Below are 23,619 nucleotides of genomic sequence, written 5' to 3'. Positions count from 1 at the left end.
CGGTGTGAAGACGATGTCGTAGGAGCGCCTTCCGCCGCGATCCATTGCTCACGGGGATGGCGATGCGGAAACGGCCGGTGGTGATCGGGATCGCCGGAGGGACCGGCTCCGGCAAGACCACGGTGGCCGAGGCCATCGTGCGGCGCATCGGCCCGGAGCGGATCGCCCTCATCCAGCAGGACAGCTACTACAAAGACCAGAGCCACCTCCCCATAGAGGAGCGGGTCCGGATCAACTACGACCACCCCGAAAGCATCGACACAGCGCTGCTGATCCGGCACCTGCAGGAGCTGATCGCCGGGCGCCCGGTGGAGGTTCCCATCTACGATTTCACCACCTACACCCGCACGCCCCACACCCGCCGCGTGGAGCCGCGCCCGGTGATCCTGGTGGAGGGCATCCTGGTCTTCGTCGAGAAGGCGCTGCGGGATCTCTTCGACATCAAGATCTACGTGGACGCCGATCCCGACATCCGGTTCATCCGGCGCCTGCGGCGGGACCTGGCCGAGCGGGGGCGGACCCTGGAGTCGGTCATCCAGCAGTATCTCTCCACCGTGCGCCCGATGCACCTGGAGTTCGTGGAGCCCAGCAAGCGCTACGCCGACATCATCATCCCGGAGGGGGGCTTCAACACGGTGGCCCTGGATATGATCATCGCCCGCATCCGGGCGCTGCTGGAGGAAAACGAGGGATGACCTTCATCGTCGTCGATGTCTCGCCCGCAGTCCACCACCGGGCCGGGCTGGGGCGTTACGCCGCGGAGCTGGTGAAAGCCCTGATCCCCCTTTTGCCGGGCCGCCTGGCGGTCTTCTACCATCACGCCGGCCGAGCTGATGTTTTCTCTCCGCTCGACGCGCTGCCGGCCCGCCGGAGCCCGCTGCCCGCGAAGCCGTGGCGCCTGCAGGTGATGCTGGCCCACTTCTTCCGACGCCCGATGGACGCCATCATGGCGCCCGCCGCGCTCTTCCACGCCACGGATCACCTCCTCCCTCCCTTTCGGACTATCCCTTCGGTCTTCACATTGCATGATCTGATCTTCCGCCTTTACCCGGAAACCCATATGCCCCTCAATCGCTGGTTCCTGACCTTGATGATGCCTCGCTTCCTGCGCCGGGCGGATCTCATCCTCGCGGTCTCCGAGTGCACCCGGCAGGACGCCATCCGATGGTATCAGATCCCTGAGGAGCGCATCGTGGTGACCTACGAGGGGGTGGACGAGCGATTCCGCCCCGCGCCTCCGGAGGCGGTGGCGGCGATCCGCGCCCGCTACGGCCTGCCGGAGCGATTCATCCTCTACGTGGGGACCCTGGAGCCGCGCAAGAATCTTCCCACCCTCTTCGCCGCTTACCGGAGCCTGCTTGGGCGCTGGCCGGAGCTGGGCCTGGTGGTGGCCGGGCGGCCGGGCTGGTTGACCGAAGGCATCTTCCGCGCCCTCCGGGATCTGGGGCTGGAGGGCCGGGTGCGCTTGCTGGGCTATGTGCCGGATGCGGATCTCCCCGCCCTCTACAGCGCGGCCGCCGTGTTCGCCTTCCCCTCGCGGTATGAAGGCTTTGGGCTTCCTCCCCTGGAGGCGATGGCATGCGGGACACCGGTGGTGGTGGCGGACACTTCCTCGCTGCCGGAAGTGGTGGGGGAGGCCGGCCTCCGGGTTCCCCCGGACCAACCGGAGGCCTGGGTGGAGGCGCTGGCGGCGGCGCTGTCCCGGGAGGAGCTGCGGACCCGGCTGCGCGAGGCCGGCCTCCGCCGGGCCGCCCGGTTCCGGTGGGCGGAGACCGCCGCCCGCACCCTGGCGGCCTATGAGCAGGTGATCCGACAGGTGCAGGGTCGCATCCTACGGGATGGAGAGGCGCATCGATGACCTGGCTCCAGGCGGTGGTGCTGGGGATCGTCCAGGGGCTCACCGAGTATCTGCCGATCAGCAGCTCGGCGCACCTGGTGCTGGTGCCGTGGCTTCTGGGCTGGCGGATCGACGAACACATCGCCTTCCCCTTCGACGTGCTGGTCCAGTGGGGCACCCTGATCCCCGTCCTCGCGTATTTCCGCCGAGAGCTCCGGGAGATCCTCCAGGGCTGGTGGGAGGGCGCGCGGAACGGTTCTCCCTTCGGGACGCCGGGCGGCCGGCTGGGCGGCTGGGTGATCGTCGCCACCCTCCCGGCCGTCGTCGCCGGATTGCTCTTCAAGAAGCCGGTGGAGGCGGTCTTTCTGCAACCGACGCTGACCGCGGCCCTGCTTTCAGGGACCGCCGCGTTGCTGTGGCTGGGGGAGCGCTTCGGACGGCGGGAGCGCGATCTGGAGGGGTTGACCCTGGGGGATGCCCTGGCCATCGGCCTGGCTCAGGCCCTGTCGCTGTTGCCGGGCATCTCGCGCTCAGGGGCCACCATCGCCGCCGGCCTCGGCCGGGGCCTGCAACGATCCGAGGCCGCCCGGTTCAGCTTCCTGCTCAGCGTCCCCGCCCTCGTGGGGGCAGGCCTGGTGGCCTTGAAGGACCTCTTCGAGATCGGCTTGCCCCCTCAGGCCGTGGGGCCGATCCTGACGGGCGCCCTCGCCGCGGCCCTCTCCGGCTACCTGGCCATCTGGGGGTTGATGCGGCTGGTGCGCCGGCGCTCCCTCATGCCCTTCGCCCTATATTGCCTTCTGGTCAGCCTTTCCATGCTGATCCTCGCGGCGTTCCGATCCTGATCGCACCCGGCCGGAAAGCCGTGCGTCCCGGTCAGGTCCCTTTGACAACCCGGGCCCATCGCAATTAGGATAGAGCCTGATATGCTGTCGAAAGGGGTTCGCGCATGGCCCGCACGCGCACGGAACGAATGATCGAGCGGTTGAAGGAGCTTCAGGCGAGCACGCCCGACATCGAGGCCTCGGCGGTGGTCAGCATCGACGGGCTGATCATGGCCTCGGCCCTGCCGGCCGACGTGGAGGAGGACCGGGTGTCGGCCATGTCGGCGGCGATGCTCTCCCTCGGGGAGCGGATCGCCAGCGAGCTGGGCCGGGGGACCCTGGATCAGGTCTACATCCGGGGGGAGCGGGGGTATGTGGTGCTGATGGCGGTGGGGGAGGAGGCGGTGCTGACCGTGCTGGCCAGACCCCAGGCCAAGCTGGGATTGCTCTTCCTGGACATGCGGCGGGCTGCGGAGGACCTGGCCCGCATCCTGGCTTCCTGAACCCGCTACTGATCCCTCGGGAACGGAGGCGACGCCTTGAGCCAGCAGAAAAGCGGCCTCTATTACCCCAATAAGATCGCCCGCATTTTCCTGGAGGCGCTGGAGGAGGTGATGGGGAAGAACGGGCTGAACGCCGTTCTTCACCTGGCCCGTCTCCCCCACCTGATCGACAACTACCCGCCGGATAACCTGGAGCGAGGCTTCGACTTCGCCGACTTCGCCGCCATCAACCAGGCCCTGGAGGAGATGTATGGGCCTCGGGGAGGCAGAGGGCTGGCCCTGCGGGGCGGTCGCGCCTCCTTCGCCCGGGGCCTGCAGGGCTTCGGCGCCCTGGCTGGGGTCAGCGACCTCGCTTTCCGCGTCCTCCCCCTCCAGGCGAAGCTGAAGATCGGCCTCCCGGCGATGGCCGGCATCTTCACCCAGTTCAGCGATCAGAAGAGCTACGTCTACGAAGAGGCCGATCGCTTCATTTACGTGATCGAGCGCTGCCCGGTGTGCTGGGGCCGCAAAACCGACCGGCCGGTCTGCTACGCGGCCATCGGCCTGCTCCAGGAAGGGCTGCGCTGGGTCAGCGGCGGCAAGGAGTTTCGCGTGGAGGAGATCTCCTGCATCGCCATGGGAGATCCCACCTGCTCCTTCGCGATCTATAAGGAGCCCATCGGTTGATGGGAAAAGAATCGGATGCCTGTGGCTTCGCCGGAGGGAGGGAATGGCCCGGGTGGCGACGCTCCTGATCGTGGAGGACGAGCCGGAGACCGCCGGCCTGCTGGGGAACTACTTTCAGGCGCAGGGCTACGAGGTCCTGACCGCCGCCTCGGGAGAGGAGGCCCTCGCCCTGGCCCGGGAGCGCCTCCCCGATCTCGTGGTGCTGGACATCCGCCTGCCGGACATCGACGGCTTTGAGGTGTTCCGTCAGCTGCGGGCCCACCGGAGAACCCGGGAGATCCCGGTGATCTTCCTCACCGAGAAGCGGGAGCGCGAGGATCGGTTAGCCGGCCTGGAGCTGGGAGCCTACGATTACATCCCCAAGCCGTTCAGCCTGCAGGAGCTGCGGGCCCGGGTCCAGAACATCCTGCGCCGATCCCAGGTGGAGCCTGCCTTCGACGGCCTGACCGGACTGCCCGGCCGGCCCCTCATCCTGGAGCATCTGCGGGAGCAGCTGGGGCGCGCCGACTGGGCGGCTATACTGATCGGTCTGGACGGCCTGGAGGCCTTCGGGGAGCGCTATGGATTCATCGCCCGGGACGATGCCATCCGGGCCGTGGGGCTCGTGCTGGCAGGGGTGAACCACGAAAGCGGCGACCCGTTCTTCCTGGGCCATCTGGGGGAAGGATGGTTCGTCATCGTGGGGGAGCGTCATCTGCTCGGCCCCGCCGCCGAGCGCATGGTTGCCCGCCTGAAGAACGCTCTGCCTTATTTCTATCCCCTTCAGGATGTGGAGGAGCACCCGGAGAATCTCCCGCCCCTGCAGGTGGTGACGGCCCAGGTCCACGGGGCCGAAGGACCCTTCCACCATCCGGAGGAGATCCTGGGCCGGCTTCAGGCGCGGAAGCGAGCGGTCCCCTAATCCATGCCAGGGATCCCCACGATCCCCTGACGGGCCAGCTCCTCCAGCTCCGCCGCTTCGTATCCGAGGCGCTGAAGGATCTCCCGGGTGTGCTCTCCCTGGCGGGGAGGCGGGCCTGCGGCGAAGAGGCGCTCCCCGTTCACAGCGAACGGCAGCGTAGGAAGGCCTGTCGCGAAGGCGGGCGCGATCGTTGACAGCCCTTCGATCGCCTCATCCGGCTCCAGCACCGGCTCTAAGCAGGCCTCGATCCCCGCCCGCAGCGCCTCCCACTCCGCGCGGGTCCGGCTCCGGAAGAGGGCCGCCACCTCCGGGATGAGGGCTGGATCGAAGGCGCGGGGGATCCATTCCGGGCGGCCGACGGCCTCGCAGAAGGCGCGCCAGAACGTCGGCTCCAGCGCTGCCAGGGCCATCGCCCCTCCATCCGCCGTGGGGTAAACCCGATAGCACGGAAAGGCCCCGTTGAGCGGCATCCCCTCGCGGGTTGCCCGGACGCCGGCCTGATGCGCGCGCCAGAAGGGTTGCATCCAGGAGACAACGACCTCGAGCATCGAGGCGTCCAGGATGAGGCCCTGGCCGGTCCGCTCCCGATGCAGCAACCCGGCCAGCACGGCGATGACCAGCGCCATCGCCCCCCCGAGGTCCGCCACCGGCGCCGGGGGAGGGATGAGCGGGCCTTCCCGGGGGCCGTTCAGGCCCAGAAAGCCGGCCAGCGCCAGGTAGTTGAGATCGTGACCGGCCCGCTCCCGCCAGCGGCTGCCAGCCCCGTAACCCGTGAGGGCGGCGTAGATCAAGCGGGGCTGGCGTTCGAGGAGGGTCTCCGATGCCAGGCCCAGCCGGGCCATCACCCCCGGTCGGAATCCCTCCACCACGACGTCCGCCGATTCGACGAGGCGGAGGAAGATCTCCCGCCCCTTGGGGTGCTTCAGCTGGAGAGCCACGCTCTTCTTGCCCCGATTGACGGCGGCGAACCAGGCCCCGAAGCCCTCCACCACCGGCGGCATCTCCCGGAGCCAGTCCCCCCCGGCCGGAGGCTCCACCCGGATGACCTCCGCGCCCATGGCCACCAGCCACTGGGTGGCGAAGGGCCCCGGCAGCAGACGGGTCAGATCCAGCACCCGGATCCCGGAGAGCAGCATCCAGACCTCCCGGTCAGCGGAACAGGTCGTAAGCGCGCGCCCGGACCAGCTCCCGCGCGGTGCTTTCCCGCGGGAGGAAGGAAAGCCCGCGGATCAGCACGGCGGGGATGCCCTCGGCGGCCTGGCCCAGGAGCAGCGTGGCCGCCGAGGCCACCAAGTCCCCCAGGGCCACCTCCGTGTGCTGCAGCACATACCCGAACAGGTCCCGACGGCCCCGCCAGTCCTCCAGGGCCGGCAGGCCGCTCACCCCGATGGCCACGCCGATCACGCCTTTGCGGTGGGCCCGTCCGTGGCTGTCGGCGATCACCACGCCGACCTCCACCCCAAACCGCCGCGCCAGCCCTTCCCGGATCTGCCGGGCGGATCGATCCGGATCCTCCGGGAGGCGGAGCACGATCTCCTCCCCCTCGGGAGCCACGTTGGAACGATCCACGCCGGCGTTGGCGCAGACGAAGCCCAGCCGGTGCTCCACGATGATCAGGCCGGGGCGCACCCGCAGCACCTCCGCGGTGTCCCAGAGGATGACCTCGATCAGCCGCGGGTCCTTGCCGGTGATCTGCGCCAGCTCCAGCGCCCGGGGGGAAGGGGTCACCTCCGAGAGGCGGACGAAGCGGCCCTCCGCCTTGGACACGATCTTCTGCGCCACCACCAGAACATCCCCGGTTCGGGGTCCGCCCCGTCGCGCCAGGGCTTCAGCCAGCAGGGCGACCAGATCATCCCCGGGCCGGACCAGGGGGATGCCTTCCAGAGGGAAGAGGGTGATCGGTTTCACGGTCTGCGCGCTCCTCCGGCAGTTCAGGGGACTTGCTTACCCGCCCGGCGGGGGATGCCGGTGATCCGGATCCCGGCTCCCCGGGTTTTGTAGCGGATGTTCAGGCCGATGAGCAGGGCGGTGAGGCCCTCCACGATGGGCGCGTTGTGCAGGGGGCCGGCGTCGTAGGCTGCGAACCCGATGGCCTCCGCCAGCTGGATCACCCGGGCCTTCGCGGCCCGGTCCTCCCCAACCACCAGCACATCGCAATCCGGGGTGTCCTCCAGGTCGTGCAGATGCAGATGAGAAATGTTGTGGAAGGCGCCGACCACCGGCGTGCCCGGACCCAGGATGCGCTGGGCCTCCGCCGTCGCCGAGCCGTCCGGAGGGGGCAAGTAGCGCCGGGGGTTGTCTGGGTCGAGGGGGACCACCACATCGACAACCAACTTGCCTTGCAGGGTTTCCCGAAGAGATTGCAGGAGGGCGGCGTGCCCAGCGTAAGGGACGGCCAGGACCACTACTTCTCCCCACGCCGCGGCCTCGGCGTTGGGGAGGCCGAAGAGCTCGGCGTCAGGGACATGGGCGCGCAGGCGCTCGACCGCCTGACGCGCCCGCTCGGGATCCCGGGAGCCGATGGCCACCGGGAAGCCCGCGCGGGCCCAGCGGAGGGCGAGCCCCGAGCCCTCCTTGCCGGTCCCGCCCAGAACAGCGATGCGAGGACGGGGTTCCATCGGCGCTTCCTCCTTGAAGGCATGGATCCAGGGATCCATTTTACTCGGGGAAGGGTCCGTGCCGGCTCCGGCTTTGAAGAAACAGGAGGGCGAAAGCGATGGAAGGGGAAGGTTTTCCCTCGCGGAAACAGAGCCCTGTCTTCACAGGTTCGAGACGGCGGATCCCTGCGGCGTCCGAAGCGGAGAGGCGCCCTGCTCGCCGATGCGGTCGCTCGCGAACCGGCTTCCGGGCTCCGGCGCGTGCGAGAGGCCTTCAGGCGGGGGGTGCGCCGGCGAGGAACTCCTCATACCGCGCCAGGGCCGACAGCATCCCGGGAAGCCGGTCCAGGTAACCCTGAGCGGCCGTCTTCGTTTCATCCATCCCCTCGACCCTCTGATGGTCCCGCGCCCGCCCGGCGACGGCGGAGGCCAGGTCCAGGATCGAACCGCTCACCGTCTCACCGGGGAGCTCCGGGGATTGAAATCCGGGAGGGAGCGCCTGCTCCATCTGCTCGCGGGTCTCCTCCAGCCAATGGACTCGCTCCTCTGAAAGGGCTGGGAAACGCTCGGGGTCCTTCCGATGGGCGAGCAGGAGGCGCAGATCGGTTTGAAGGGTGAGGAGGATGGCCTGGACCCGAGCGCTATGGGCGCAGGCCCGAGCGAAGCCCAACCAGGCGTTCAGCTCAATCAAAGGATCCACGGAGGAGGTCGATCCGCCGGAAGGGGCTCCCATCGGGAGATGGGGGTTCAGATCCGAGGGGATTTCGTCCCACTGTTGCTCGGACATGATGAGGATGCTCCTTTCAGATAAGGGGGTCTCTTGTATCCTAACCCCAGGGATCATCTTGAACCATCAGGCTCTGGGAGCATATTAACACTCCCAACCCAAATGGACAAAAAATGGGATGGAACGTTGATCCGCCTGTGGGAAGGATTGGGGAGAATGGGAGGGTTGCCCTTGAATGGACGCGCGAGGAGGAGGAGCTTCCGCCCCGAACTTCTGTCTCCTCGACCCTGCAGAGTCGCGGCTGAAGCCGTTCCTCCAGGTCGGTAAAAGAGGCTTTAGTCCCGAACGGACGTCCCGGATGGCAACGGTGATCATTTCCGAAGGGGGATCTTCCACCCGCGACCCCGTCTTCTTCGATCCCGCAGGTTGGCGGCTGAAGCCGCTCCTACAAAGATGGGGTTTGGGGGATTGAAACGGCTTCTCAGGATGGCGTCACGGCTCGGGCCGGAGGGCTGCCAGGTAGGCCTGCAGGGCGCTGAAGGCCGGGCGGGGGACTCCCCGGGTGTCCACGATGCTGTAGAGGACGTTATCGTCCTTCTCCGGCCCGAACCCCTTGGGGGCGAAGTCCAGGTTCCACAGGATCGCCATCTCGATGAAACCCCATTCCCGCATGTGCTCATAAGCCTCCACGATCCAGTGAGCCTGCTCCTCCAGGGAGTTGTCCAGGGCGAACTCGAAGCCTGGGGGGACAACCCCATATTCCTCCGCGGAGGCCCATCCGAACTCCGTCACGCACAGCGGCTTCATGCTGCCGATGATCTCCCGATACCCCCACAGAGTGGACTTGAAGCTCCAGCTATGGTGAGGGTTGTCGAAGGGTCCCCGGAAGCGGGCGGTGCGGGCCTCCGGCAGGGAAGGCGCTTCCTCCGCCCAGACGTCCGGCCCGATGTTGTAGCCGTTGTGGTGAACGCCCACGCAGTCTGCGTAAGGCAGGAAACCCGCGTCCACCATCCCCTTCAGGTAGCGGAAATCGTCGACCGCGTTGACCCCATCGTCGATCCCGGTGGGCGAGAGGGCCCCACTGATCACCAGGATCCGGGGATCCTCCGCCTTGACCGCTGTGTAGGCGACCCGCAACAGCCGCACGTAGTCCTCCGGGCGCAGGCCCCGCGAGGTCTGCCACTCCCGACGCAGGTTCTGCTCGTTCCAGACCTCGATGGCGTGGATCCGGCCTCGATGGCGTCGGATGAGCGTCTGCAGGAAGCGGGCCAGGTCCTCCGGGCGATCCGGCGGACCGTGGATGCCACCCTCCTGTCGGCTCCACTCCGGAGCGGTCACCACGCTGAGGACCACCTTCAACCCGTCCCGCTCCGCCACGATGAGGAAGCCCTCCAGGATGCCCCAATCGTAACGCCCGGGCTCCGGCTCGTGCATCGACCAGAGGACCTGCTGCTTGACCCACGGGAAGCCCACCTGACGGACCACGCGCAGGGTGTCCCGTGGATCCCCCACGTAGCCGTGCACCTGCACGCCGATGTGGAAGGGGGAGCGCGCGGGCGGCGAAGGCGTGACCGGACTCGGGCTCGTGGGAGAGGGGGAGGGGGACGGAAGAGAGGCCCTCTCTCCTTGGGGGGTGGAGGACTTCCAGAGAGCGAAGCCTAGAATGCTCATCTCCAGGGCCACCAGAAAGGCCGCAAGGCCGATGATCCTGCGACGGGTGGAAGCGCGCAAGGGTGTCTCGAACCTCCTCAGCCAGGATGGAATTCGTGAGCCCGGCCCAGGTCGAGCCGGGCTCACGCGATCCAAAGGATGCACGTCCGCACCGGGGAGGCCTTCCCCATGAGCAGCCCTACCGGCTCCCCATCACCCGATGGAGTGTCTCGCAGGCCGGGCAGGAGCCATCCGGCCGGATGATGGCGTAGCCGGCCATGGGATCCGCCCCGTAGTTCCTGAAGTCCACGTTCCAGATGATCATCAGGCGCACCTTGCCGCTCTGGGCCGAGAGCTGCGCGGCGCGGGCCAGCCACTCCGCCTGCTGCTGGACCGTCACGTCCTTCGCCCAGGCGAAGGACGGGGCCACGGCCTCCAGCGGCGGATAGCCGTCGTCGGAGAGGTAGCCCAGCTCGGTGAAGCACAGCTTGCGGGCGCCCCCGAAGGCGTTCCAGTAGGTGTTCACCATGCCCCAGAAGTAGCGGGTGTAGTAGTTGTCCCGCGGATCCCCGCTGGTCCAGTCTGGCGGGACGATCCCCTCGTTGTAGTGGATGCCGATGCAATCGGCGTAGCTCGCCGCGCCGGCCGCCGCCATCCCGGCCACGTAGCGATCGTCGTTCCAGACCCGATGGGAGCCGAAGGCCCCTTCCGCACCGGTGGGAGCCGGCGCCCCGCTGATCACCAGGGTGCCGGGGTTGCGGCTCTTGATGGCGTTGTAAGCCCGCCGCAACATGTCCGTGTAGCTGACCGGATCGATATGGCCGGTGGGCCACTCCCGATCGATGTTCTGCTCGTTCCATACCTCGATTCCGTCCGCCCCCAGGGCGGCGACTCCGCCCAGGAACTGGGCGAAGGCGTCGAAGTAGCCGGGGTTGGGCGCGCCCATCTCCTGGGGATGGCCCACGATGCCCAGGAGGATCTTGAAGCCGTAGGCGTGGGCCTGCTGGATCAGCCCGGCGACGCTGGAGGGATCCTGGCCCGGGGACCAGCGGACCTGCCGCTTGACCCAGGTCATGCCGGCGTAGCGCATCAGATCCGGCCGGGCGAAGCTGTCCACGTGGCCGCCCAGCTCAAAGCCTCCGCCGATGGGCCGCGGGCGCGGAGTGGCCGTGGGGCGCGGTGTCGGGCTGGGGCCCGGCGTGGGCGTGGGGCCAGGCGTGCGTGTGGGCCCGGGGGTGCGCGTCGGCGTCGGGGAGGGCGTCGGGGTGGCGCGGGCCAGGACACCCGTGGTCTCCCCCTGCGGTTGCTCCCCGACGTTCGTGCGCAGGAGCAAGGCGATATGGAAGGGTCCCTCGGCGGATTCCGGCGCTGCCCATTGCGCCTGACCGTCAGCCAGAGGGCGCGGGATCTCCGCCACAATCCGACCATCCGGCCCGGTGATCCGCCACACCCACTCCAGGGTCGGCGGAGGCGGCACCTCCCCGCGCTGGCGGTAGGCCTGCATCGCCTCCACCGTCCCGGGCGCTGTCCCGCCCTCCAGCAGGCCCCGCAACGTCAGCCCGCGCAGCCGATAAGTCCGGACCAGGGCCAGCTGGCGGTCCAGCAGGCCGATGGTGGGCATCCAGACGGTGTGCGGCTGGCCCTCCGGGTCCACATAGAGGTAGCGATAGACCCCGGCTTCGGCCAGGAACTCCAGCTCCCGGGCGGTGGCCCCGGGCTCCAGGGTGAGGGTGATCCCCGGGGTGACGGTCAGCGGACCGGTGTTCTCCAGACGGGCGAGATGGGCGAGGGCCTCCTCGAAAGCCACGGATCGGGCCCCGGAAGGCCCCAGGTCGATCCCCCGGCTGGGCCCTACCAGCTGCAGCTGGTAGCGGTTCACCCGGCCGATCAGCCAGCGCAGACCCTGCTCCACCAGCCCGCCGGGGACGAACGCGTGGGGATCATCCGGGGCCTCCACATAGAGGACGTCCGCCAGGCGGCCCAGCCGGTTCCAGTCGTAACCACCGGTGTGGAAGCGGCCGTTCTCCCCCGGCAGCGGGAGCGGAGCCATCACCGCGAGGATCTTCCCCTGTTCATGCAGGGCCTCTCGGAGATGGGCGAGGAAATCCAGGAACGCCGCTTGCTGGTCCGCAGTGAGCCCCCGGTAATCCATCAGGACGCCGTTGTAATTACGGGACCGGACCACGCCGGCGATCTCTTGGGCATGGGCTTGATAGACCGCGGGGCTGGCGAGCAGGGCGGAGAGGGCTGCGGCGTTCGGCGCGCCGCCGGGAAGGTAGTTCCGGACCAGCAGCCAGGTGACGAAGCGCCCCTGGGGGTCTGGCGGCGGGAGGGCCTGGACGTCTCCCATCAGCCGGCCGCCCAGCCCCAGGGTCATCCCCGCCACGCTCACCTCGCTCACTACCTCCAGCGCCCGGGGATCCGGGGAGACCCCGGGTTCCTGAAGGGCGCCGAAGGCCGGCACCGGGACCTGAGCGGTGGTGACGATCACATAGCGCGGCGGGCGGGGAGCCTCCCCGGTCAGAAGGCCGTAGGCCTCCTCCAGCTCGCCCCCGATCCAGAGCCACTCCGCCCCGGTCCAGCCCCATACGTCGGCCGTCGTCCAGGGCTCCACTCCCTCCGGGATGTAAACGGTGACCCGAAGGGGAAGCGGGGGCTCGCCGCAGAAACGCACCGCGTAATAGGGGCCTGTGGGTTTCAGCGTCGGAGGCAGGCGGGTCAGGGCCTCCCGGAGCGCGTGATCCGGCTCCGCGAAAGGCTGGACGGCGGCCCGGAGGGTCTGCGATGGATCGACCGGGGCCATCCGGAAGGTAGGCAGCTGGAGGGGCTGAGCGGCGGTGGCCGTTTGGCAAGCCGCGCCGGCGGAGCGGGCCGCCAGGCCGACGCCGGCTAGGGCCAGCAGGGCCAGGCCGACCAGCCCGACGATCCATCCCCACAGGGGGACGCGCGTTCTGGGACGTGCGATCGCCATCGGAACGGACCTCCCTGAGATCGCCGGGACTCCCCGGCTTAAGATACCTCGATTATACCCGGGGCGTGGGGCTCCTGCCGGGCCCCGGGCAGGGTGGATGGAGGGCTTCGCCTGGGCCTCGGCGGGACGCTGCTTCGGGAAGGGATTTCTCCTTTCTCCCAAATTATAATGGGAGGCGACGAAACATCCGGACCGAAGGAGGCGGAGATGTCGGAGGCTCCAGTGCGTGAAGACGCGGGCCCGGTGGATTTGGTCATCATCGGCGCGGGGCCGACCGGTCTGTTCGGGGCTTTCTACGCCGGGCTTCGCGGCCTCAGCGTCAAGGTCATCGACGCCCTGCCCCAGCCCGGGGGCCAGCTGGCCGTGCTGTATCCCGAAAAATTCATCTATGATGTGCCGGGCCATCCCAAGATCCTGGCCAAGGATCTGGTGCGCTTGCTGGTGGAACAGGCTTCCATGTTCAATCCCATCTTCTGCCTGGGGGAGCGCGCCGTGGGGTTGCGACGGGAGGATGCCCTCTGGGCCGTGGAGACCGATCGGGGCATCCATCGGGCCCGGACGGTGCTGATCGCCGCGGGCATCGGGGCCTTCCAGCCCAATCGGATCGGCAAGCCCGAGATCGACCAGTATGAGGGGCGGGGGCTATATTACGTGGTGACCGAGCGCCGGCCCTTCCGCAACAAGCGGCTGCTGATCGTGGGAGGTGGCGACACAGCGGTGGACTGGGCCCTCAACCTCAAGGACTTCGCCGCCCACATCACCCTGATCCATCGCCGTGACCAGTTCCGTGCTCACCCGGGCAGCGTGGCCGAGCTTATGCGCTCCGGCGTGGAGGTCCGGCTCTTCCATGAGTTGAAAGCCCTCCATCCCGGGCCGGACGGCTGGATCCGGGAGGCGGTGATCTTTGATAACCGCACCGGGGAGGAGACGGTGATCCCGGTGGACGCGGTGATCATGAGCCTGGGGTTCAAGGCGGACCTGGGGCCGATCAAGGGCTGGGGGCTGGAGACGGTGGGGAGCCGCTACATCAAAGTGAACGCCCGCATGGAGACCAACCTGCCCGGCGTCTACGCCGCGGGGGACATCACGGCGCCGGAAGGGGTGGAGCCGCTGAACCTCATCGTGATCGGCTTCGCCCAGGCGGCCACGGCGGTGAACTACGCAGCCACCTACATTAACCCGCAGGCCAAGGTGTTCCCCGGGCACTCCAGTGAAATGCGGCTCCGGTGAAAGGAAGCAGCTCAACCGGCGAGGCCCGTGATGGTGAACTGGGGCGAGTGGGTGGAGCAGAAGATCCTGGAGGCGATGCGCCGGGGGGAGTTCGATCACCTCCCGGGCAAGGGGCGGCCGCTGCAGCTGGAGGAGAACCCCTACCTGGAGCCTGGGCTTGCCATCGCCTATCATCTTCTCCGGCAGAACGATGCCCGGCCGGAGTGGATCGAGGCGGATTTGGCCATCCGGCGGGGGATCGAACAGGCCCGGCAGGATCTGCGGCGGACCCTCCAGTGGCGTCAGGAGGCCCTGCAGGCCCTGGCGGGGAAATCCGACCCGCGGAGCCGACGGGAGCGGGAGTGGATTGAGGCGGAGTGGGAACGGGCCCTGCGGGCCTTCGCCCGACGCATCGCCGAGCTCAACGAGCAAATCTTTCTTTACAACCTGAAGGTCCCTATCTACTGGCTCCAGCGGTTTAAATTTGACCTGCAGGAGGAGCTGCGCGCCCTGGGCATCCCGGAGGAGGAGATCCAAGCCTTAGAGGAGCCATCCCCCTCCTCGACAGCGCCCTCCACTCGGTGATCCCTACGATGATCATTCCTTCGGGCGATCTTGTGAGTTTTCTCAAACTTTTGTGCCTCAAAAAGATACTTGGAGGTTCCACTTTGCGGATGGGTAGGAGAACGAGGGGGGTCCGGGGTGGCCTTGACAGATCGCACGGGGGCTTCTAAAATTGCAAACAAGCCGTCCTTTGCGGAAAGGAGGTGCCAGCGGCGGCGCGAGACCGCGATGGATCCTCCTTTTTCCGGTCGGGCGGAGCCCGGTCGTCCCGGGTGTTTTCTGCCTGTAAAGTTTTCCCTTCCGTGAATCCCGCTAAAAGGAGGAGGCCATGAAGTTTTCCAGGATCCTGATGGCGCTGACGGTGTTCAGCCTGCTGCTCGCCGCCTGCGCTCCCGCGGCGACGCCCACCCCAACCCAGGCCCCTGTCGCTCCGGCGGCGAGCCCGACACCCGCTGCTCCGGCGGCGACGCCGACGCCAGCGGTGAAGGGCACCATCAAGATCGCCACCCAGAGCCCGCTCTCGGGCGGCCAGGCGGCCCTGGGGGAGGGGATCAAGAACGGGGCCCAGCTGGCCATCGAGCAGCTCAAAGGCCCCATTGAGGCCCTGGGCTTCAAGGTGGAGCTGGTGCCCTTCGACGACCAGGCCAAGCCCGACGTGGGCGTGGCCAACGCCAAGCAGCTGGTCAACGACCCCGACATCCTGGCGGTGATCGGGCACCTCAACTCCGGCGTGGCCATCCCCTCCTCGGAGACCTATAAAGATTACGACCTGGTCATGGTCTCCCCGGCCAACACCAACCCCTGCATCACCGACCGCGGGTATCTGGTGGTGAACCGGGTCTGCGGCCGCGACGACGTGCAGGGGGCGGTGGGTGCAGAGTTCGCCTTCAACGAGCTCAAGGTCAAGACCGCCTTCGTGATCCACGACAAGACGACCTATGGCCAGGGCGTGGCCGAGTTCTTCAAGAAGCGCTTTGAGGAGCTGGGCGGCCAGGTCCTGGGCTTCGAGGGGACGGAGGAGAAGGCGAACTTCGATCCGCTGATCACAGCCATCCAGGCGGTGAACCCCGAGCTGATCTACTTCGGCGGCATCTACGATCAGGCGGGGGTCTTCTTCAAGCAGGCCCGGGAGAAGGGCGTGAAGGCCATTTTCCTGGGGCCGGACGGGATGGACTCCTCGGAGCTGGCGAAGATCGCCGGAGAAGCGGTGGTGGGGATGTATTACACGAGCGTGGCCGCGCCTCCGACGGTCTACGAGGGGGCCAAGAAGTTCATCGAGGACTACAAGGCGAAGTTCGGCAAGGATCCCGAGCCCTTCTCGGCCCAGGCCTACGATGCTACGGCGATCGTGCTGAAGGCCATCGAGGCGGCCATTCAGGAGGCCGGTGGGCAGAAGCCGAGCCGCAAGGCGGTGGCGGAGAAGGTGCGGGCGACCAAGGATTTCCAGGGGATCACCGGTGTGATCACCTTCGACGAGCGGGGCGACCCGGTCAAGGCGAAATACTTCGTGATCAAGGTGGTCTCCGGCAATCCGGAGGACTGGGGCAAGAACGAGCTGGTGAAGACCCTGGAGCTGGCGCCGCCGCCCTTCACGCCGGAGCTGAAGGCGAAGTGCGGCGTGCAGTGAAAAGCCGAAGCGGAACCGAGCCGGGTGGGGAGGGGCCTCCTTCCTCCCCACCCGGTTAGGGGGTGGGCGGAGCAAAATCCCATGGCGGATCTGTGAGGAATGCGCGGGAAGCTCTCGGAATCCCTTCTTTATCAGGCCCTGGTAGTCCCGCTGATCCAGCTCTTCGTCTTTGTGGCGATCAGCCTTCTGGTGATCGGCTCGATCATCCTCCTCCTCGCCGCCCTCTTCAACCGCCCGGTGACCGGGGGGATGACGCTTCTCCAGTTTGTCGTCCGCACATTGCCCCAGGTGGCCATCGACGGCCTGGTCATCGGCTTCCTTTACGCGATGATCGCCCTGGGCTACACGATGGTCTACGGGGTGCTGCAGTTCATCAACTTCGCTCACAGTGAGATCTTCATGGTCGGGGCGTTCATCGGCGTGGAGCTCATGCTCGCCCTGGCCATCCCCTCCACGGCCCCCTTGATGCTGATCATGGCCGGGATCCTGCTGGCGGTGGCCGCCGGGATGGTCGGCAGCGGGCTGCTGGCGGTGGCCATCGAGCGGATCGCCTACCGGCCGCTGCGGGGGGCGCCTCGCCTGGTGCCCCTGATCTCCGCGATCGGGGTCTCGTTCTTCCTCCAGGACGCCGTCCGGGCCCTTGAGGGCCTCTTGAACAACGCTTTCTATCGAAATTATCCCTCCTTCCCCGTCCTGAATCAGCAGATCCCCATCGCCGCCTTCACGGTGGCCGGCCAGCCGGTCCAGATGCAGATCCAGGCGAAGGTGGTCTTTATTATCATCGCCTCTTTATTGATGCTCACCGGTTTGAACTTCGTGGTGAACGCGACCCGGCTGGGCCGGGCGATCCGGGCGGTGGCCCAAGATCGACCCACGGCGGCGCTGATGGGGGTGGACGTCGATCGGATTATCATGCTGACCTTCCTGATCGGTGGTGCCTTGGGCGGGGCCACCGGCGTGCTGTATGGGATCCGGGTGGGCCGCATCGACCCCTACGTGGGCTTCATCCCGGGGATCAAGGCCTTCACCGCGGCGGTCCTGGGCGGCATCGGCAACATCACCGGGGCCATGCTCGGCGGGATCGTCCTGGGGGTCCTGGAGGGCTTCGCAGGGGCCTATCTCTCTCAGTTTACCGGCGGGGCCTTCGGGGCGGAATATAAGGACATCTTCGCCTTCCTGATCCTGATCCTGATCCTGATGTTCCGCCCGACGGGCCTGCTCGGCGAGCAAGTGGGTCAGAAGGCGTAGCGAGGCATTCCTGAGGCGAAGAGGTGCAGGATGATCCGCACCAAGGCCGTGGAGTGGATCGCCCAGATCCGAAACGGGCGTTCGATCTATCTCGTTGGAGTGCTGGGCTACATCGTCGCCGCCATTCTGTTGATGAACTGGTTGAGCCAGCCGGGGCTGCGGGATGCGGTCTGGTTTCCTCTGGTCTCCGCCCTGGCCTTCGCGGCCTTCCTGGGCTCCTTACTGGTGATCTACTACGCTCCCCTGTCCGGAGCGCTGAGGGCCTTCCTGGGTTTGGCCATCCTGCTGGTCCTCCTCCCTCTTCTGGGGATCCGGAACACGTTCCTGCTGGAGGTCGCCACCCAGGTGGGGATCTTCGCGGCGATGGCCCTGGGGCTGAACATCGTGGTGGGCTTCGCCGGGCTGCTGGACCTGGGGTATGTGGCCTTTTATGCTGTTGGCGCGTATCTGTGGGCCATCTTCGGCTCCCCGCAGGCCAACATCGCCTTCGGGACCAACCGCTTTCCCCTGGAGCCGGAATGGTTCTTCCTCTTCCTCTTCCTGGCGGTGGGGGTGGCGGCCCTCACCGGGATCCTCCTGGGACTGCCGGTGCTGCGGCTGCGAGGAGACTACCTCGCCATCGTCACGCTCGCCTTCGGCGAGGTGATCCGCGTCATCGTGAACAACCTGGACAAGCCGATCAACCTGACCAACGGCCCGCAGGGGATCCGCCCGGTGCAACGGCCGCCCCTGTTCTTCAAGCCGTGGTTGCACGCCCTGGGGATCCGCCTGGAGGACCCCACCCTTTATGCGCTTTATTTCTACTTCCTGGTCCTGCTGGTGATCGGGTTTGCGATCTGGATGGCCCGGCGTCTGGAGAACTCCTGGGTGGGGCGGGCGTGGACGGCGATCCGGGAGGATGAGCTGGCCGCCCAGGCCATGGGGATCCCTCTCGTGCGGATGAAGCTGGCCGCTTTCGCCACCGGGGCTTCCTTCGCCGGCGCCATGGGGATGATCTTCGCCGCTAAGCAGTATTTCATCAACCCCGAGAGTTTCACGTTTATGGAATCCATCGGGGTGCTGGTGATGGTGATCGTGGGCGGCATGGGGAGCATCCCCGGCGCCATTGTGGGGGCCACGGTGGTGACCATCCTCAACCTCCAGATCCTGAAGGGCCTCTCGTTGATGCTGAACAAGCTGCGCCAGGCTGGGGTGGTGATCCCGCTGATCAATTTCCCCCTCAGCCAGTGGCCGACCCAGCTGGAGCCGGCCAAGTATGAGCGCCTGGTCTTCGGGATCCTGCTCATCCTGATGATGATCCTGCGCCCCCAGGGCTTGATCCCCGAGCGGCGCCATCGACTGGAGCTGGCCGAAGCCATGGGACGGGAGGAGGAGCTGGAGCGCCTGCCTGTGGAGGAGGAGCTCCCGCCGGTGGTGCCCGCGCCGGAGGTCAAGCCCGCACGGGATTGACCTCCGGCCAAACGGGGCCGGGAAGGGCGGTGTCGGAACGGCTCACGGTGATGGAACACGAGTTCCGGGAGGCATCCGGATGGCCTACCTGCTGGAATTGAAGAAAGTCACCAAGCGCTTCGGGGGCCTGGTGGCCGTGAACCGGGTCGATTTCACCCTGGAGCCCGGTCGCATCGTCAGCATCATCGGGCCCAACGGGGCCGGGAAGACGACGCTCTTCAACCTCATCACCGGGATCTACAAGCCGGATGAAGGGGAGATCCTCTTCGAAGGCCGCTCCCTCGTGGGGCTCCGGCCGGATCAGATCACCGCAAGGGGCATCGCCCGGACCTTCCAGAACATCCGTCTCTTCGGCAACATGACGGTGATGGAGAACATCCTGGTCGGGATGCACACGCGTTTCCGGGCGAACCCTGTGGATATCCTCTTTCAGACGCCTCGCTTTCGGGAGGAGGAGCGGCAGCTGCGGGAGGAAGCGTTGCGGCTGATCCGGTTCGTCGGGCTTCGGGCCTCCCCCGATGAGCTGGCCAAGAACCTGCCGTATGGGGAGCAGCGCAAAGTGGAGCTGGCCCGAGCCCTGGCCGCCCGTCCCAAGCTGATCCTCCTGGATGAGCCGACGGCCGGGATGAACCCCCAGGAGACGGCGGAGACCACGCGCCTGATCCGGCGCCTCCGGGATGAGCTGGGCATCACGGTCATCCTGATCGAGCACCAGATGCGGGTGGTGATGGGGATCTCCGAACGGGTTACCGTCCTGGACTACGGGGAGAAGATCGCCGAGGGAGCCCCGGAGGAGGTCCGCCGGAACCCGCGGGTGATCGAGGCCTACCTGGGGCGGGGTGTGGCGATGGGAGCGGTCGCCGGATGAAAGGGGAGGGCCTTCGGAGGAAAAACTCGGGTGGTTCGGGAGCGGAGCGATGGCCGTTCTGGAGCTGAGGGATGTCCATACCTATTATGGACATATCCATGCCCTCAAGGGCATTTCGTTTAAGGTGGAGCCGGGGGAGATCGTCACCCTTATCGGAGCCAACGGCGCCGGAAAAAGCACCACGCTGCGCACCATCTCCGGCCTGGTCCGGGCGCGTCACGGCCAGGTGCTCCTCAACGGGGAGGACATCACCCATCTACCTCCCCACGAGATCGTCGCCCGGGGCGTCGGCCACGTCCCCGAGGGGCGGCGGATCTTCCCCCAGCTCACGGTGTGGGAGAACCTGGAGATGGGCGCCTACACGGTGAAGGACCGCCAGGAAATCGCCCGGCGGATGGAGTTCGTGTTCAGCATCTTTCCCCGTCTGAAGGAGCGGCTTCATCAAAAAGGGGGGACCCTCTCTGGGGGTGAGCAGCAGATGCTGGCTATCGCCCGGGCGCTGATGATGAGCCCCCGCATCCTGCTCCTGGATGAGCCCTCTATGGGCTTGGCGCCGGTGCTGGTGGAGAGCATCTTCGAGGTCATCCGGCAACTGAACTGGCAGGGCACAACGATCCTCTTGGTGGAGCAGAATGCCCACATGGCCCTGCAGGTGGCCCACCGTGGCTATGTGCTGGAGACCGGACGGATCGTCCTGGAGGGGACGGCCCGGGAGCTGGCGGAGAACCCACTGGTCCAGGCTGCTTACCTGGGGATGCACTGAGGTCGGATCCTCGCCCCAGCTTCCGCGGCGGCTGCCCGGAAAGCCCAAATCCTGAAGGAGGAGACCATGAGGCGCCTGCTGTGGGGGATCCTGATCGCTGCGTTGCTGGCGGTTGCGTGTCAGCCAGCCGCCACGCCGACCCCGGCCCCCGGGGCCGGAGGGCAATTGCCCGACCTGGGGGGGCGGGAGCTGAAGATCGCTAGCGACACCACTTACCCGCCTTTTGAGTTCGTCGACCCCAAGACCAACGAGATCGTGGGCTTCGACGTCGATCTGGTCAACGAGATCTGCAAGCTGCTCAACTGCAAGCCGAAGATCATCTCCACCGCCTGGGAGGGGATCTTCGCCGGCCTGGAGCAGAAGCAGTTCGACCTGGCCGCCTCCGGCATCACTATCACCGAGGAGCGCAAGCAGAAGTTCGACTTCTCCGATTCCTACCTCCGTTACGGCCAGGTGGTGCTGGTCCGGGCCGATGAGGAGCGGATCAAGAGCAAGGACGACCTCAAGGATAAGATCGTGGGGGTCCAGATCGGGACCACCAACGAGGAGACGGCCAAGACTCTGGTGGCCGACGAGGCCAAGCAGCTCAAGCGCTACGACACCTTCGACCTGGCGGTGCGGGCGCTCCTGGCCAAGGATGTGGACGCGGTGGTGATCGACAGCCCGGCGGCCGATGGCTTCATGGCCCAGAACCCGGGCAAGCTGAAGATCGCCGGGGAGCCCTTCACCAGCGAGGACCTCGGGCTCTGCTTCCCCAAGGGCAGCGATCTGGTCGCTCCCTTCAACGCCGCCCTGAAGGTCCTGAAGGAGAACGGCACGCTGGACCGGCTGTATCAAAAGTGGTTCAAGGAATACAAGCCGGGCCAGTAGGATGATCTTCGAAGAAGATGGAAGCTTTCGTTCGGATGGGTCGCGGGAACTTCTCGCGGCCCATCCTTTTTCAGAGATCGGCAGTGCCCATCGAAGGCTCTCCATTGGTATCGCGCGGAATCGTTGCGAGATGGGTGAGGATGAACTCCGGCATCCCGGATGGTGGAAGGAGTGACGGCGATGGCGGTTTCCATCGAACGACAGGCTCCGCTTCCCTCCCCGCGGCCGCCGCGGCGATCCGGCCTGGACTGGCGGACGTGGCCCTGGTGGGCGGTGATGCTGGGGACGTTCGGGTTGTGGACCGGGGTGGCGATCCTGAACTCCCCGGATTATCAGGCGACGGTCCGCTTCCTGGTCCGGGGCATCCCGGTCACCCTTCAGCTGACGGTGATCGCCTATGCCATCGCCCTGATCCTCGGGCTGATCGCCGGCCTGGGCCGGGTCTCCCGGAACGTGGTGTTCTATAACCTGTCCACGCTCTACGTGGAGTTCATCCGCGGGGTTCCGCTCCTGGTGGTGCTGTTTTATGTAGCCTTTGTGGCCGCCCCACCGATGGGGGATGCCCTGATCCAGGCCGGCCAAGCGTGGGGGCTGGCCCCGCTGGCTGAGCTCGGCCGCCTGATCCGCAGCGAGATGGGCCGGGCGGTGACCGGCCTGGCCATCGGCTACGGGGCCTACCTGGCGGAGGTGTATCGGGCGGGCATCGAGTCCATCCCCCGGGGCCAGATGGAGGCGGCCCGCAGCCTGGGGATGACCTACTGGCAGGCCATGCGCCTGGTCATCCTCCCCCAGGCGATCCGGAACGTGTTACCTCCCCTGGGCAACGACTTCATCGCCATGCTGAAAGACACGGCCCTGGCCTCCGTGATCGCCGTGCCGGAGCTGATGTATGTGGGACGCCAGCGGGCGGCGGGGACCTTCCGGTATTTCGAGGTATACAACACGGTGGCCCTGCTCTACCTGGCGATGACCCTGCTGCTCTCTATGCTCGTTCGCCTTCTGGAGCGACGGACCGCGGTCCCCCGCTGATCCGGGAGCTCCTCGTCGTCCGATCGAGCAGGGAGCCACTTGTAAACTTGTGTTAGAAAAACATGGCTTGTTACAATAACAGGGGCTGTTCGATTCGGCCTCGCAGCCCGGAAGAACAAGGGTGATCCGGCTTCAGGTGCAGCCTATGGGGTCGGTGGGCGTTGTGCGGTTTTCACCAAGCTGGGCGAGGGGAGATGGCGATGGTCAACTATTTGATCCGTCGTCTGTTCCAAATGATGATCGTCATTCTCCTTTCATCGATGGCGATCTACGCGATCATGAACTTGGCCCCGGGAGGGCCGTTGAGCGGGATCAATCTGGGAGCGGATCGGAAAAGCCGTCTGAGCCCGGAGGAGATCCGGAGGATCGAGGAGTTCCTGGGATTACACCGACCGTTGCACTGGCGATATATCGTCTGGCTTCTGGGGGAGGACTGGCTGGATGACGTAGGGCTTTCCCATCTTCAGCGAACCAGCTGCCGGCAGATCCCAACAGAGTGCACCCGGGGGGTGATCCGCTTCGACTTCGGCGACTCCTGGCGGCTGGCCGCAGGGCAGAGGGTGATCGATCTGATCTGGTTCCGTCTTCCCAACACCCTCCTCCTGATGACCTCCGCGACGCTGCTCTCCCTTCTGGTGGCCATCCCCATCGGCATTTACTCAGCGGTGCGGCAATATTCCCTCTTGGATTATGCGGCGACGACCTTCGCCTTCTTCGGGACCGCGATGCCGGTGTTCTGGTTCGGATTGATGATGATCTTCCTCTTCAGCGGCCCGCGCTCCCCCTGGTATCAGGTCCTGGGCCTGCCGTATCTCCCCACGGGGAACACCTTCAGCCTGCGTCCGCCTCCGCCGGGGAGTCTTCTCCACGTGCTGGGCGCGACCCCCGGCTCCCCCCTGGATCGGGCCGTGCACCTGATCCTGCCCACCCTGGTCCTGAGCCTCCTCTACATGGCCGGCTGGAGCCGCTACACCCGCTCTTCCATGCTGGAGGTGCTCCGTCAGGATTATGTGCGCACGGCTCGGGCGAAGGGGTTGATCGAGCGGGTGGTGATCATGAAGCATGCGTTGCGCAACGCCCTCATCCCCATCGTGACCATCCTGACTTTGGAGATCCCGGGTATTTTCAGCGGGGCGGTGATCACGGAGACGATATTCAACTATAAGGGCATGGGGCGGCTCTATTACGACGCCCTTCAGGCGGACGACTGGCCGGTGGTGATGGCGTTGCTCTTCATCACCTCGCTGCTGGTGGTGTTCGCCAACCTGTTGGCGGACATCCTGTATACGATCGTTGATCCGCGGATCCGGCTGGAGTGA

General features: G+C 66.7%; 22 protein-coding genes. 16 read left to right on the top strand and 6 right to left on the bottom strand.

All coding sequences use genetic code 11. The features are described from left to right. Positions 1 to 62 precede the first annotated feature (62 nt). From udk to CFB18_RS13305, 6 genes are all read left to right on the top strand, one after another. Positions 63 to 695 (top strand): uridine kinase, encoded by a 633-nt coding sequence (gene udk / locus CFB18_RS13330; RefSeq protein ID WP_088572299.1) that lies wholly within the window; start codon positions 63 to 65, stop codon positions 693 to 695. Next, a complete protein-coding gene (locus tag CFB18_RS13325; protein ID WP_088572289.1) occupies positions 692 to 1,858 on the top strand; it encodes a glycosyltransferase family 4 protein in 1,167 nt (388 codons plus the stop codon). Before udk ends, CFB18_RS13325 begins: the two co-directional genes overlap by 4 nt. Continuing rightward, the gene (locus CFB18_RS13320; protein ID WP_088572288.1) at positions 1,855 to 2,679 is read left to right on the top strand and encodes an undecaprenyl-diphosphate phosphatase; all 825 of its coding nucleotides are present in this window, start codon (positions 1,855 to 1,857) and stop codon (positions 2,677 to 2,679) included. Before CFB18_RS13325 ends, CFB18_RS13320 begins: the two co-directional genes overlap by 4 nt. A gap of 104 nt (positions 2,680 to 2,783) precedes the next feature. Next, positions 2,784 to 3,161 carry a roadblock/LC7 domain-containing protein gene (locus CFB18_RS13315; RefSeq protein WP_088572287.1) on the top strand — a complete coding sequence of 126 codons (378 nt, stop codon included), beginning with the start codon at positions 2,784 to 2,786 and terminating at the stop codon, positions 3,159 to 3,161. 36 nt (positions 3,162 to 3,197) lie between these two features. Further along, positions 3,198 to 3,827, top strand: a complete 630-nt coding sequence (locus CFB18_RS13310; protein WP_200808225.1) for a 4-vinyl reductase — start codon at positions 3,198 to 3,200, stop codon at positions 3,825 to 3,827. Between the two features lie 43 nt (positions 3,828 to 3,870). Next, the gene (locus tag CFB18_RS13305; protein WP_088572286.1) at positions 3,871 to 4,728 is read left to right on the top strand and encodes a response regulator; all 858 of its coding nucleotides are present in this window, start codon (positions 3,871 to 3,873) and stop codon (positions 4,726 to 4,728) included. Here the strand turns inward: CFB18_RS13305 and CFB18_RS13300 are convergent. The 6 genes from CFB18_RS13300 to CFB18_RS13275 all read right to left on the bottom strand — a co-directional run bounded on the left by CFB18_RS13300 (position 4,725) and on the right by CFB18_RS13275 (position 12,673). After that, positions 4,725 to 5,864: a CaiB/BaiF CoA transferase family protein gene (locus CFB18_RS13300; RefSeq protein ID WP_088572285.1), complete on the bottom strand. Its 1,140-nt coding sequence runs from the start codon at positions 5,862 to 5,864 to the stop codon at positions 4,725 to 4,727. The two genes, CFB18_RS13305 and CFB18_RS13300, sit on opposite strands and share 4 nt — an antisense overlap. Before the next feature lie 13 nt (positions 5,865 to 5,877). Then, entirely contained in the window at positions 5,878 to 6,636 is a 759-nt protein-coding gene (gene cofE / locus CFB18_RS13295; protein WP_200808224.1) for a coenzyme F420-0:L-glutamate ligase, read from the bottom strand. Positions 6,637 to 6,659: 23 nt separating this feature from the next. Beyond that, positions 6,660 to 7,346: an NADPH-dependent F420 reductase gene (gene npdG / locus CFB18_RS13290; protein WP_088572296.1), complete on the bottom strand. Its 687-nt coding sequence runs from the start codon at positions 7,344 to 7,346 to the stop codon at positions 6,660 to 6,662. 253 nt (positions 7,347 to 7,599) lie between these two features. Continuing rightward, a complete protein-coding gene (locus CFB18_RS13285) occupies positions 7,600 to 8,112 on the bottom strand; it encodes a cobalamin adenosyltransferase family protein (protein ID WP_159461761.1) in 513 nt (170 codons plus the stop codon). A gap of 432 nt (positions 8,113 to 8,544) precedes the next feature. Next, positions 8,545 to 9,783: a beta-galactosidase gene (locus CFB18_RS13280; protein WP_088572283.1), complete on the bottom strand. Its 1,239-nt coding sequence runs from the start codon at positions 9,781 to 9,783 to the stop codon at positions 8,545 to 8,547. A gap of 118 nt (positions 9,784 to 9,901) precedes the next feature. Then, positions 9,902 to 12,673 (bottom strand): glycoside hydrolase family 18 protein, encoded by a 2,772-nt coding sequence (locus CFB18_RS13275; RefSeq protein ID WP_088572282.1) that lies wholly within the window; start codon positions 12,671 to 12,673, stop codon positions 9,902 to 9,904. A gap of 207 nt (positions 12,674 to 12,880) precedes the next feature. Between CFB18_RS13275 and CFB18_RS13270 the strand changes: the two genes are divergently transcribed. From CFB18_RS13270 to CFB18_RS13225, 10 genes are all read left to right on the top strand, one after another. Further along, entirely contained in the window at positions 12,881 to 13,903 is a 1,023-nt protein-coding gene (locus tag CFB18_RS13270; protein WP_088572281.1) for an NAD(P)/FAD-dependent oxidoreductase, read from the top strand. Positions 13,904 to 13,933: 30 nt separating this feature from the next. Further along, positions 13,934 to 14,467, top strand: coding sequence for a DnaJ family domain-containing protein (locus CFB18_RS13265; RefSeq protein WP_088572280.1), 534 nt, complete (start codon positions 13,934 to 13,936; stop codon positions 14,465 to 14,467). Between the two features lie 307 nt (positions 14,468 to 14,774). Further along, positions 14,775 to 16,073, top strand: a complete 1,299-nt coding sequence (locus CFB18_RS13260) for a branched-chain amino acid ABC transporter substrate-binding protein (protein ID WP_088572279.1) — start codon at positions 14,775 to 14,777, stop codon at positions 16,071 to 16,073. A gap of 249 nt (positions 16,074 to 16,322) precedes the next feature. Then, positions 16,323 to 17,321 (top strand): branched-chain amino acid ABC transporter permease, encoded by a 999-nt coding sequence (locus CFB18_RS13255; protein WP_407084018.1) that lies wholly within the window; start codon positions 16,323 to 16,325, stop codon positions 17,319 to 17,321. A gap of 132 nt (positions 17,322 to 17,453) precedes the next feature. Continuing rightward, positions 17,454 to 18,770: a branched-chain amino acid ABC transporter permease gene (locus tag CFB18_RS13250; RefSeq protein ID WP_407084017.1), complete on the top strand. Its 1,317-nt coding sequence runs from the start codon at positions 17,454 to 17,456 to the stop codon at positions 18,768 to 18,770. 79 nt (positions 18,771 to 18,849) lie between these two features. Beyond that, positions 18,850 to 19,638: an ABC transporter ATP-binding protein gene (locus CFB18_RS13245; RefSeq protein WP_088572276.1), complete on the top strand. Its 789-nt coding sequence runs from the start codon at positions 18,850 to 18,852 to the stop codon at positions 19,636 to 19,638. A gap of 49 nt (positions 19,639 to 19,687) precedes the next feature. After that, positions 19,688 to 20,401: an ABC transporter ATP-binding protein gene (locus CFB18_RS13240; RefSeq protein ID WP_088572275.1), complete on the top strand. Its 714-nt coding sequence runs from the start codon at positions 19,688 to 19,690 to the stop codon at positions 20,399 to 20,401. 66 nt (positions 20,402 to 20,467) lie between these two features. Further along, positions 20,468 to 21,271: a basic amino acid ABC transporter substrate-binding protein gene (locus CFB18_RS13235; protein WP_088572274.1), complete on the top strand. Its 804-nt coding sequence runs from the start codon at positions 20,468 to 20,470 to the stop codon at positions 21,269 to 21,271. A 180-nt stretch (positions 21,272 to 21,451) separates the two neighbouring features. Next, positions 21,452 to 22,300, top strand: a complete 849-nt coding sequence (locus CFB18_RS13230) for an amino acid ABC transporter permease (protein WP_088572295.1) — start codon at positions 21,452 to 21,454, stop codon at positions 22,298 to 22,300. Positions 22,301 to 22,500: 200 nt separating this feature from the next. After that, positions 22,501 to 23,619, top strand: coding sequence for an ABC transporter permease (locus CFB18_RS13225; RefSeq protein ID WP_088572273.1), 1,119 nt, complete (start codon positions 22,501 to 22,503; stop codon positions 23,617 to 23,619).

Origin of the sequence: Thermoflexus hugenholtzii JAD2 (assembly GCF_900187885.1) — a bacterium.
Taxonomy (GTDB): Bacteria; Chloroflexota; Anaerolineae; order Thermoflexales; family Thermoflexaceae; genus Thermoflexus; species Thermoflexus hugenholtzii.
The sequence above is the reverse complement of the archived record's forward strand: the minus strand, read 5'-3'. Positions and strand labels throughout refer to the sequence as shown.